Source organism: Streptomyces hokutonensis, assembly GCF_000376565.1.
Taxonomy (GTDB): domain Bacteria; phylum Actinomycetota; class Actinomycetes; order Streptomycetales; family Streptomycetaceae; genus Streptomyces; species Streptomyces hokutonensis.
Genome location: NZ_BARG01000172.1, coordinates 1 through 721, shown reverse-complemented (window position 1 = coordinate 721; position 721 = coordinate 1). Strand labels below are relative to the sequence as shown.

Sequence of the window (721 nt, the reverse complement as noted above, 5' to 3'; positions counted from 1 at the left end):
CGCCGGGTCGGCGGTGTTGGTGAGGGTGACGGCTTCGGGGTGATCAGGGTCGCTGATCAGGTTGAGGGTGACGTGAAGCTGATCGCCTGAACTGGGCAGCTTCAGACCGGTGTTGAGGTGCGTGTCCAGGAGACCGGTGATCCGGTCCTTGAACTGCTGGGTGAGCTCCGGGTCGTTGGAGGAGACCGGGAGGTTGAGCGTGTAGTCGCGGACCCACGTGCCGTTGGGTGCCTGGATACGACGAATGCGGGTGCGCACGAGAGTTGTGGCACCGCTGAGGACACCTGGCCGCGGCGGGCTGGACTGATCTGCATGCGGGTCGAACCGCTCCGTGCTGTGCACGGCGGGACGGGCATGCGCGCGCAGCCCGAACCACGAATCCTTCGGCGCGGGATCGGCGACATGCGATGCGGGATTGTCGTCGTCGGCGCTGCGTGTGGGCGCGGGACGGTAACGGCCGTCCGGCAGCAGGCTGTTGGCATCCTCCGGACCCCGGGGTGCGTTCGACGGCGTGATCGTCGCCGGGGTCGTACCGGCACTCGCGTCGCTGGCGCTGTAGTGGTTCAGGCCCGTGTAGTGGACCTCCAGGGCGGGCGCGTTGGTGGTCGGGCCGTAGCGCAGCAGGATGCCCCGGGGGCCGGTGGTCGCGGTGGCGCCGGTGAGGGCGTCGGGCACCGGCTGGAAGACGTGGATCGGGACGCCGAGGGTGTCGGCGAGCAGC

At 69.5% G+C, this 721-nt stretch carries 1 protein-coding gene; it reads right to left on the bottom strand.

Going from position 1 to position 721, the window contains the following annotated elements; translation table 11 throughout:
• Positions 1 to 721, bottom strand: a 721-nt coding sequence (locus SSP08S_RS58015) for a hypothetical protein (protein WP_043260503.1), incomplete at both ends; no start/stop codon positions are given.